The 11,138-nt window shown below is 57.9% G+C and carries 7 protein-coding genes; 3 read left to right on the top strand and 4 right to left on the bottom strand.

The annotated features are described in order from the left end of the window. The first annotated feature begins 106 nt into the window (after positions 1–106). Positions 107–3,547, top strand: a complete 3,441-nt coding sequence (locus ABX749_RS08350; RefSeq protein WP_372895577.1) for an FG-GAP-like repeat-containing protein — start codon at positions 107–109, stop codon at positions 3,545–3,547. A gap of 45 nt (positions 3,548–3,592) precedes the next feature. On the opposite strand, the gene ABX749_RS08345 is transcribed toward ABX749_RS08350, so the two are convergent. The 4 genes from ABX749_RS08345 to ABX749_RS08330 all read right to left on the bottom strand — a co-directional run bounded on the left by ABX749_RS08345 (position 3,593) and on the right by ABX749_RS08330 (position 8,267). Then, positions 3,593–4,003 (bottom strand): flagellar protein FliS, encoded by a 411-nt coding sequence (locus ABX749_RS08345; protein ID WP_372895576.1) that lies wholly within the window; start codon positions 4,001–4,003, stop codon positions 3,593–3,595. A 48-nt stretch (positions 4,004–4,051) separates the two neighbouring features. Continuing rightward, positions 4,052–6,043 carry a flagellar filament capping protein FliD gene (gene fliD / locus ABX749_RS08340; protein WP_372895575.1) on the bottom strand — a complete coding sequence of 664 codons (1,992 nt, stop codon included), beginning with the start codon at positions 6,041–6,043 and terminating at the stop codon, positions 4,052–4,054. A 422-nt stretch (positions 6,044–6,465) separates the two neighbouring features. After that, on the bottom strand, positions 6,466–7,878 hold the full coding sequence (locus ABX749_RS08335; protein WP_372895574.1) for a flagellin: 1,413 nt from the start codon (positions 7,876–7,878) through the stop codon (positions 6,466–6,468). A gap of 95 nt (positions 7,879–7,973) precedes the next feature. Then, positions 7,974–8,267, bottom strand: coding sequence for a flagellar biosynthesis anti-sigma factor FlgM (locus tag ABX749_RS08330; protein WP_145207636.1), 294 nt, complete (start codon positions 8,265–8,267; stop codon positions 7,974–7,976). 211 nt (positions 8,268–8,478) lie between these two features. Here ABX749_RS08330 and ABX749_RS08325 point away from each other — a divergent pair, with 211 nt between their 5' ends. Together ABX749_RS08325 and ABX749_RS08320 are read left to right on the top strand one after the other, a co-directional pair. Continuing rightward, a complete protein-coding gene (locus ABX749_RS08325) occupies positions 8,479–10,740 on the top strand; it encodes a hypothetical protein (RefSeq protein WP_372895573.1) in 2,262 nt (753 codons plus the stop codon). Further along, on the top strand, positions 10,737–11,138 hold a 402-nt coding region (locus ABX749_RS08320), incomplete at its 3' end, for a hypothetical protein (protein ID WP_372895572.1). The genes ABX749_RS08325 and ABX749_RS08320, both read left to right, overlap by 4 nt.

Raw genomic sequence — 11,138 nt, 5'->3', positions numbered from 1 at the left:
CAGATTGCGGTGGCTTGCCGGCAAACGCTGCGGCGTTGAGTTAAAATTCGGCCATCAGCTTTCGATAGGCGGCGAAGTGAGACGTGGAAGTGAGACGGCGGAGACGATGAAACAGCATGCACGCACGAACCGGTTGCGATCGCGCGATCGGGTGCACCCGCGACGGCGTCGACTCTGCGGCGAGGTTTTGGAACGCCGAGATTTGTTGGCCAGCGACTTCGGTGACGCGCCGGCACCCTACCCGACCACGTTGGCAGCCGATGGGGCCAGACACATTGCGACCGGCCCAACGCTCGGGTTTCAGCGGGACACCGAAGCGGAAGGAGTTCCGTCCGTCGTCGCGCAGTCGGACGGGGCTGATGAAGACGGGGTCACGATCGGAAGCCTACGCGTCGGCCAAGTCGGGGCATCGCTGATCGTCAACGTTCAAGGTGGTCCGGCGAAGCTCGATGCCTGGATCGACTTCAACCGCAACGGCCGGTGGGACGGCGGATCGGAAAAGATCGCCTCCTCCGTATCGCTGGTGAGTGGTTTCAGTACCTTGAATTTTGATGTGCCCATCGATGCCAAACCGGGGTTGTCGTTCGCCCGCTTTCGATTGTCCACAGCGGGAGGGCTCAGCGTGATCGGCGAAGCAGCCGATGGTGAGGTAGAAGACTATCCGCTGACGATCGGCGGGCTTGCCGCGACAGACGTGGTGTTGCCGCACGAGTTGATCGGAGTGGCAGGAACGCCGGAAATTGCAGCGTTCACAACGTCTGACATCGACGGTGATGGCGACGTGGATTTGATTGCGACGTCCCCCGCGACGAACCAGTTGCTGTACTTCGAAAATGACGGTGGGGAGCGGTTTGAGCAGCACGTGATCGACCAGGTCAACGCGACCGAGATTGTTGCCAGTGACCTGGACCGGGACGGTGACACGGACATTGTCATCGCACAGGGCGCGGGCGACCGAGTCGTTTCCTGGTATGAGAATACTTCCCCTGGAGTTTTTGTGGCTCGTTCGATCAACAACAGATTCTCATCATTCGGGGTGACCACGTTAGACGTTGGCGACATTGATGGAGACGGCGATATCGACATCGCGTTCGGGGTACCTCGCGACGATAGCGTGTATTGGTTTGCCAACCGGGGTGACATGAACTTTGACTTCCGATCGACGAGCACGTTTGGTTTCATTGCGGACACGCCCCGCGACCTGACCCTCGTCGACTTTGAAGGCGACGGTGACCTGGACATTTTTGTCTCCGACGAAACGGCCAACGATTCCACGGGAATTGTCTACTTTGAAAACCTGGGGGCGTCAGGCTTTGGGATCGACAGCCTGGGCGGGGTTGCCAATCGTACGTTTGTGTCGTTCGACGTTTCCGACATCGATGGCGATGGTGATCTTGATCTGCTGACGGGAGCATCGACCGGTACGATCGAATGGTTCGAGAATCGCGGGACCGGCGTTTGGTTCGATGGTGGAACGATTCGATCGGCGGGCAATCCGGTCGGCACCGTCCAAACCGGTGACCTGGACGGTGACGGTGACTTCGATGTGGCGGCGACACTTGTTGATGACGATCAAGTCGTTTGGTACCGCAACGATGGGGCTGAGAACTTTACCGAAGTGTTGGTGCGGTCGATCGATGCACCGAATCCAATCGCCATCGTCGACCTGGATCAGGACGGTGATCTGGACGTTGTGACTGCGTCCGCGGGAGACGACGGCTTTGTTTGGCATCGCAACATCAACGCGCCCGATTTTGGAGATGCCCCGGCGCCTTATCCGACGTTGCTCGCTGACCGCGGTGCCTACCACGTGGCGGCGGGACCCAGACTGGGAGCGACCCGCGATGTCGAAACCGATGGGATGCCGTCGCCAAACGCCGACGGCGACGGGCCCGATGAGGACGGCGTTTTATTCGGCGATATCGAACCCGGGCAAATGGCCGGATTCAATATCGATCTACAAAACGCATCAAGCGGGAAAGTCACCGCCTGGATCGACTGGGATGACGACGGGATTTGGGAAACTGATGAGAGAATTCGTACCGGTGCCGACGTGATCCCTGGTCTGCAAACGTTCAATTACAACGTTCCCGCGGACGTCCAACCGGGCCGCCGCATGGCCCGAGTTCGACTCGCATCAGAGGCCATCACCGACCCCACGGGCTATGCCGCCGACGGTGAAGTGGAGGACTACCAGATTGCGATCGGCGGGGACGTCGAGGTCGTTCTGCCTGATTCGCTATCCAGCGACGTGTATGTGGAACTCAGCGGTAGCGACCTGCAGGTGGTCAGCTATACCTTGCCGACGCAGATTTTCTCGTCGACTCCTTTGGCCACGACCCGCTCGTTGTCGATTCAAATGGGGGCCTTCGACAACGGAACCTATCGTAGTCGCGTTGTCGTTGATTTCCGTGACGGCTTCTTTTCCCTTCCCGGTGGGATTCTGATCGAAGGGCAATGGGTGAACGGGATACCGCAAAGCCGCCAAAATGTTGAAATCATCGGCACGGGAGCCACCAACGCAGTCTACAGGACGGAGAATCTGCCGCTGGGCAACGGTCGGTTCGAAGTCGAGCAGGGTGGGATTCCGTCCGTGATTCGCTTGAAGGAGATCAACGATGTTCGCATCAATCAGATGGTACAGATCACGATTGATGGTGATCTGGAGCTTCGATTCAATGAGCTGTATCTCGATGCGGATGACCCCATCGCATTGGGGCCGGTGACCAAGTTTACCGGAGGGCAGCTCGATACCCTCCATTCCACCAGTCCGATCGTGTTCGGCGGCGATTTGATCGTAGATGTCGTCTACCGCGGCGGAATCAAGGTAGGAGCCTTTGCAGATCTCTTCTTCGCCCCGAGCTATAGCGGAGACTTTTCGTCGAGGACGTACCAGGACCATCCTCTCGGGACCGAATGGGGAATTCGAACGGACGAAGCGTTTTTCTATACGCTGCAATTGTTCGACGTTGCCCAAGTTGGTGGAGTCGTCTTGAACAACCGTCCCGATGACACTCAACGATCCACCGTGACCGAGGTCAACGTTGAAATCGAAGGTTACGTCGAGATCGATCCGGGTGCATTTCAAGTCAGAAAGCGTGGCACCGGTGGTGGACTCGTCGATCACAGCGTGACGGTTGCGACGGTCCAAGGAAATACGGTCGCCACCCTCGCGTTCAGCGGAGCGATGACGCGTGGCGCGAATCATGCATTGGTCGACGGCAACTATGACTTGACGATCGATCCCACGAAAGTCCGTCGCCGTCGCAGCACCGTCATCCTTGATGGAGACGGTGATCAACTTTCGGGCGGAACGTTTGAATTTGGGGTCGCAGAAACAGACGGGTTCTTTGCACTCTATGGAGATAGCGACGGCGACCGCGACGTCGACGGCCAAGACTATGGCCGTTTCGGATTGACATTTTTGAAATCGCAGAACGACCCGCTGTTCAACTCTGCTTTCGACAGCGACGGCGACGGAGATGTCGACGGTCAAGACTACGGCCGTTTCGGGCAACGGTTCCTGACGACACTGCCATTTGATTGAACTCCCCCACGCCGTCGCTCGACTCGCTCAATCAACAGGCCCCGATTAGGCGATCGATTCGAAGGTGTCGGTTTCGGGGAGCGCGGGGATGGTGCCTTGACGTTCCATCTCGTTGGCTTGGTCGGCGATTTGGGCAAAGCCGTCTCGAATCTGACCGAGGAGCTTCTTGCCGGTTGCGTAGTCCTTGGCGTCGAACTGGACCATCACGAAATGCAGCAGACGCGCGATGTTGAAGGCGACTTCGTCTTCGTCGGGTTTGAGTCCCGCGTGAATCGTCATGATGGTTTTTCGCAGCGCCAACTCGTGTTTGCAATACAGCGCTTGATCTCCTGCTTCGGCGGCAATTTCGCAGGATTCGATTTCGCCGATCGCACGATCGTAAAGCATCAGCAGCAAATCGACGCGTGTCCAGCCACGTTTGATACTCGTTCGTTGGTAGGTCTTGAGCAGATTCATTCACTATCCCCTGTGCACAAATGCCGTGTGAAGTTGCCGTATGGAGTGTTACTTTTTGTTGTTGCTGAAGTTACCCAGCGACGTTAATTGGGTTGAAATGAAGTTCCCGGTGGTCTGCAGTTCGTTGATGATGCTTTCCAGCGCCGTGAATTCTGCGATCAGGTATTCACGTTTGGATTCGGTCAGTTTTTCGACCTGTTCGATGGACTTGTCGATCGACGCGATTCTGGATTCGAAGGTTTCGTTGACTGTCTTGAGCAGTCCGGTTTCGGCATCCAAGACGCTGCGGATGTAGTCGTTGAGGCGACCGGTGATGCCTTGCGTCACCGTGAGTTCGGCCTCGCTACCGGAGTTGATCTGGGCGGCCGTGAGGGTGACTTCGACCCGCAAGTCGGCGGTGTTTTCGTTGTCGGGATCGCCGGTGAGGATTCGTCCGGTTCCTTTGGCGATTTCTTCGACGCCATTGACCAGGAAGCGACCGGCCACGTTTTGACCGGCATCGTTTTCGCTGCCGGTAAATCCGAGGATCGACGCTGCGGTGCCGTTCAGGCTGGAGATGTTGGCGGCGGAACCGTAAGCCTCGGTCGTGATACTGAGTCGGTTGTCACTGCCGACACTGACATCGACCTGGTGGACGCCGAGGGTGGAGGAACTGTTGATGACCGATTCGAGGTGGGCGGCCAATTCGCTGGTGGTGTAGGTTCCGGGATTCAGTGTCAGGGTTTCGCTGACGATACTGTCGACGGTGATTTCAAAACTGTTGTTGGTTCCATCGACCACGATGCTTGCTGCGGCGGCGTTGGTGGCGGTGACCAATGCCTGCTCGGCGGCTTGTGTGATGTCGACTTCGTAGGGCGTTTGAGACGGCTCGGTTCGTCCGGTGCCGCCGAGGAATCGGACACCGGAGCTGGTGGAGACGCCATTGAGTCCGAACAGATTTCGGATGTCTTTGACGTCGATACCTTCCAGTTCGCCTTTGAGGGCCTGGTCCAGTTTTGCAGAATCGATGGCCAGTTTCCCCTGCAGGTCCAGATCGACACCGATTTCACTGAGCCGCGCGACGGCGGAATCGGGCACCGTTTCGGAGACGATGGTCAGCAATTTGTTCTTGATGGTGCTGGCCGACCGATCGCCCAGCAGTGGGTTGCCGACTTCGGTATCGGGGTTGTACCGCGATTGCGTGTCGATGAATTCGATGATCGTGTTGAAGTTATCGACGAATCCTTGCACTGCTTCCTTGGCCGATTCGGTATCGGCTTCGATATTGATGTTGATCACACCGCCGGGATCGGCCTTGTTGAGTTCCAGGGCGACGTTTTCGATCAGGCCATCGACGGTATTGGAGTCGTATTCGGCCGAGATGGCCCCGATACCCGAGCCGAGTTTGACGATCGCGTTGAGCGGGGGTTGAACGGCGGGGCCTGAAAAATCGGGCAGCACACCGCTCAGCGGATCTTGCGCGCTGTTGACGGTGATGGTATTCGCTGCACCGGTGCGTTTTGAAGACAGCAGGATGCGATGGGAACCGGCAGCTTGGTCGAACACGATGCTCGCATTGATGTCTTCGACTTGCTCATTGATCGTGTTGACGAAGCCTTTGAGCGTATTGTTGCTGGCGTTGATATTGATCGTCTGTTCGGCTCGGTCGCCGACTTTGAACGTGATATCGCCGCTGGCGATTTGATCGGTGGTCGAGGAGAAGCCTTGCGAGGCGACCTGGTGGGCGGTGGCGAGTTGCTCGACGCTGATTTGGTAATTGGAGGCGATCGCACCGCTGCCGGCCGTTGCGGTAACGACGTCTTCGTTGGTGCTGGAGGCAACCCGGGCGTCAAAGACCGAGTTGGTGGCGCGGTTGAGACGCGTCAACGAGGACTGAAGCGTGACAAGTTGCGCCTCGATGCCTTTAAACGAAGTCTGCTTGGTGGCGACCTCGGCTTTGCGCGAGTTGAACGTATCGATTTGTTGTTGCTGGAATCCGAGCAGGCTATCGATGATGCCGCTGGTGTCAAATCCAGAAACGATCCCGTCAATGTTGAACATCGTCAATTAACTCAAGGCGAAGTGTTGCCGCGTGGGCAGTTCGAGCGTCAGGAAGCGGGCTCTTACGCTGCGGGTCCCACCGAGCAATGGCAGCCCAAGAGCGCAGCACCCTGACGGGTTTCAGTCATCCAAGTTGATCACGTCGCGAGTCCGTTCTGGTCTCACCCCAGATTGCTCCATCGGAAACCTAGATCGTGTGCATTGTGATGTTCACGCAAAAGTTTGAACCGACGGTAAACCTTCACGCCTAATCGGAAGGACGGCTAAGGTTTCACTTCCGTAAAAAAAGATCAGCGTACCCGCCGCGGTCGCGCCGCCGATTTGATCAGGCGGCGGGAGCGCGGAGAGTACGCTGACGCGGGCCGCCGAGAGTGGAAAGGGTGGATTTCCAAACTCGGCGGTGAGTCTCAGTCTGGTCTGTCTTACTGAAGCAGCGACAGAACCGATTGCGACGTTTGGTTGGCACTGGAGAGCACCGAAGTTCCTGCTTGCACCAAGATTTGGTTGTTGGTGAATTTGGAGATTTCTTCGGCGAAGTCCGTGTCACGAATGACCGATTCGGCGTTGACGGTGTTTTCCAGAGTCGATCGCATGTTGTTGGCGATCGATTCGAGCGTGTTGGACTGGAACGCACCCAGTTCGCCTCGCATGTTCGACAGCTCGTCGATCGATGCGTCGATCACCTTCAACGCGTCTTGAGCGTTGTCGAAGGAGGTGACGTCGATTTCGTTCAAGCTGTTGAACTTCGATCCGGTCACGGCAACGCCCATGGCGTCGGCGTTGACCGATTGGATCGAGATTTGAGCCGTCTGGTTTTGGTTGGCACCGATTTGGAAGACCAGGGCGTTGTTCTGGATCGAAACGTTGCCCTGAGCACCGGTTTCGGTCAGAACGGCGTTGGTGGACAATTCGCCGATGCGGACGACCGTGCCTTTGGACGAACCGGAAACGCTGGTCAGGGTGTTGCCCTTACCGGAAGCGGCAACGCCGTCGATGGTACCGGCGATGTTGGCACCTTGGTCGGTATCGAGGGTCGTACCGAAACCGGACGACGTACCCGCGGCAGCGGTATCGGAAACGACTTCGATTTCTGCTTCGGAGCCGAATTCGATCGATCGCAGACGGGTTCCGCCGGAGATGTCTTCGGCGACGACGCCGGTTTGGTCGGTGAATTCGTTGATTCGAGCGACCACGCCGGCTCGGCTCAGGCCCGAGTTCAGGGTGATGCTGACGCCGTTGACCGAAAGGACTTCGTCGGCGGCCAGGTTGCCGGTTTGCGAGGTCCCTGCGGTGATGTTGGCTCGTTCACCTTGCGTGGTGATGGCGACAGCGTAGGTTCCGTCGCTGGTGTTGCTTCCGCCCTTGAGGAACGTGACATCGGTGTCGGAAGTGGTACCGGTGACACCGGCGCTTCCGTCGAGCAGGGTTTTCTCGCCGAACTGGGTGTTGGCGGCGATCCGGTTGATCGTGTCCAAGGCGTTGTCGATTTCCGCCTGGTTGGCGGCGAAGGCGTCGGCGTCGTTGACGCCAGAGTTTGCCGAATCGAGAGCCAGCGAACGGACCTTGATCAGGATGCTGTTGATCTCGTTCAGAGCGCCTTCAGCGGTTTGGACGACGGCCACAGCCTTTTCGGTGTTGTCGATCGCGGTTCGAAGACCGGCGATTTGAGCACGTTGTTTCTCCGAAATCACGAGAGCAGCAGGACCGTCTGCACCCCGGTTGACTTTGAAACCCGTCGACAGTCGTTCGATCGACTTGTTCAACGCGTTCGAAGATCGGTTCAAATTGTTGCGGGCATTCAGAGCGCCGACGTTGTTGGTTATTGTTAAGCTCATTTCTCTTGCTAACTCTGGATTAGGGATTCAAAGAAACGTCCGTGACAATGAGTGCATCCGTGGCTCTTGCGTGTGAAGGAGGACCCCCCGCAAGATTACAAGTCGAGAATTGACCTGGCCGTATCGACCGCAGCCTCTTTGGTCAGGTATTCGCCGCTTTGTATTTTCAGTTTGACTGCTTCCACCACGGACTCTCGCACATCAGCTGACTGCTTGAGGACCTGTGATAAATCGCGGATCGAATCAAGTTGAATCGGGGTCGAGGGCGCCGAAGACTGAGCTGCCGAAGCCTGGGTCGGCGATGACGTCTCACTCTGCTGTGCCGTCGACTGGGAATCGAGCCGCTTGTATTGAGCGGGCTGCGAATTTCCAATTGGGTTGATTCTCATTTTTCTCTCTCCGCAATGGGTGACTGAAATGGGTTGTCGAGAGGCCGGTGGCGAACTTGCGTATAAATTCTTCAAGCCGCAAAGCTTTTTTAGTCGATACAGTCGTAGCGAATGAAGGGACAATAGCGCATGTCCGGAATGCGCCAAATCCATCGCTTTTCCAAGCCCCATCCGGTTGATGCGGGCGACGTCTCATGCAGGATGCAACACGGTGTTTCGAGCGGAAGTCTTGTGGATTTCAGTGTTTCTGGCGATCGGTGCGGTCGGCGGGCTGGTCTACAATTGGCCCTCGGAGCCGGAGGTGGACGTCGAGTCGCCGGTTGTCGTTGAGCCGTCCCCGGCCGTCGAGGTTGCCGCCGACTCCGCTGCCGGCCCGGCCGCGAGCGAAGAATTGGGAGCGGTGGAGCCCGTGTTGGGGGAGAACCCTCAGGCAGCGCTGGCCGATCCCGGCGCAGTCTCGGGGATCTGGAATGACGCCGGTCCGTCGTCGCAGCGCAGCCAGCCGATCGACTTCGGCGTGCTCGAGTTGGGCGATCGCCTATTGCTCGGCGGAAATTCGATCGGTGCCGTCAAGCACTACAGCAAGCTTTGGCAGCAAGCCAATCTGCCGGTCGACTGTGCCGTTCTGATCCGGCTGGGTTTGGCGTCGGAGTTGGCGGGATTGCATCAGCAAGCCGAAAAGCATTACCACAGTGCCATCCGTGTTGCGAAGAAGGGCTCGGCACAGCAATTGGTCAGTCTGTTGGGGTTGGCCCGGCTTTGGGAACGCGAAGGTCAGTTGGGTGAAGCGATCTCGCTGTTGGGTGAGTTGTTTCTGGTCTACTCGCATGAGGGCTACCCGGTGATCATTCGGGAGTCGATTCATCAGCAATTGGCCGACTGCCTGCAGCGGCGTCTGCTCGCCAGTCAAGTCGTTGTCGAGGCACTGCGAAAAGAGCCGATGGAGTACCATTGGTCCCCGGTGATGGTGGAGCCGATTCTAGAGCTGGCTGATTTCAAATCGCCGACCGACCCGCCGGCGAATCCTGCGTCAGGGTTGAAGCTGCTGCAGGACTATGACGGTGGCGTTTCGCTGATGCTGGTGCAGGCTCATTTGGAAGGCATCTCGGTGTTGGAGCTGATTTCAGAGCTGCAACGACTGTCCGGGTTGCAGGTCATTGTGACCGAGCAGGCCAAGTCGTCGTTGGTCGGGCGTCTGGCGGATGTTGATTCGCCCGTGATGCCCGTCTCGATGTTGTTGGATCACGTGCTGGAGCCGATGGCGTTGGCTTGGAGTCAATCCGAAGGCGTGTTGACGATCATGGCACGCGATGAGTTGACGTCCAAGGATCTGGCTTCGTTCGACTTGGCCCGTGCACAGCGAATCTTGCGGCAGGTTCAGTTAAGCCTCAACAAGGAGGAAGGGCTGGGGCATGCCAGCGGTGTCGAGCGTACCGCCGCGGCGATCATGAACGAGGGCAACAATGCTCGTCTGTCCGGCGGCTGGGATGTTGCGGTGGAAAAATACCGCTCGGCCCGAGACGTTGGTCCGGCTGATGAACTCAGTGCCAAGCTGTATTTCAACGAGGCATCGCTCTCGCTTGTTCGCGGCGAGAAACTTAACGCCTTGCATTCGAGTTACATGGCGCTCGATCAGACCTTGTCGGCGGAGCTTCAGGCTCAGGTCTATTCAATGATCGCGGACTTGGAGTTGGAATTTGGCCAGTTGGAGAAATCGATCACGGCGGCGTCGCGTGGATTGCGGCGCGCCGACGACCCGGCAGTGTTCGCACGAGCCGCGATGACGCTTGCGAAGGCGTATTTGTTGACGGGAGATCCGTATTCTGCGAATGCCGTGTTGTTTGAAGCGTCGCCAAGCTTGAGCGGCGGGGCATTGGAGCGGTTGGCGAGTGTGTTTTCGTCGTTCGCGAGGTTTCAGCATGTCGGGCCAACGCTCGGGTTGCAGGATGAAGGGCAACGCGTGGTGTTGGCCCTGGCGGCGCTGCAGCCCGACGATGTCGTTTCGTATGCCGATGCGTTGGTCGTTTCCAAAGCCTATTCGGCGGTCGGATTGCGATCCAATGCCATCGATCGCTTGAACGAGGCATTGGACATCGCCCCGGCTGGTTATTGGAACGAGCGGATTCGGTTGCAACTTGCAGAGATGTATTATGCCTCGCAGGCGTTAGACAAAGCGAACGAGACGATTGAGTCGTTCGGGACGGTTTCTGCAACGCTGTTGCCCAGGGTGTTGTACCTGCACGCGTCGGTTCAATTGGAATTAGGGAATCTGGAACAAAGTGAAGCGATCTGTCGGCGTCTGTTGAGCATGGACATCGATCAGGAGATTCAGTCCAGTGCGTTGGAAAAGCTCGGTCAAACGCTACAGCGATCGGGTGACCACTACGCTGCCGCCTTGTGCTTTGCGGGGCTGTTGCCCAAGTCCGAAGGGGCGGCGTCAGAGGCTGGCGGTGAAACGGCGGTGTCGCCATGAAAGTTCGAACACAACCCTCAGAAGGCTGCGTCACGTTGATTGCAAGAGTATTCGGTAAGCGTCTGTTGGTGTTTCCGCTGGTCGCGTTGTGGGGGCTGGCGGGGCCGGTGTGTGGTCAAGCGACAGAAGGGGACGCGCCGTCGCTGCGTTCGATGATGACCGGTAATTCTGCAAGTAACCAAAACGTGCAAGATCGTCTCGACGCCTTGATCAAGACCACGCAGGAGGCCCGGTTGGAACGTCAATCGGCAGGCGATCCAGCGTCCCAGCCAGAGACGCAGCCAGCGTCCCAATCGGGGCGGCCGAGTGCTTGGGTTCCTGGCGGCGGCTCTGTCGATGGTGATGGGGCGGCCGATGGCGCGGAGGCTGGGGCATCGGCGGGGCGGTCAACCAGAAGT

Source organism: Stieleria sp. (assembly GCF_041595215.1).
GTDB lineage: Bacteria > Planctomycetota > Planctomycetia > Pirellulales > Pirellulaceae > Stieleria > Stieleria magnilauensis.
The sequence above is the reverse complement of the archived record's forward strand: the minus strand, read 5'-3'. Positions and strand labels throughout refer to the sequence as shown.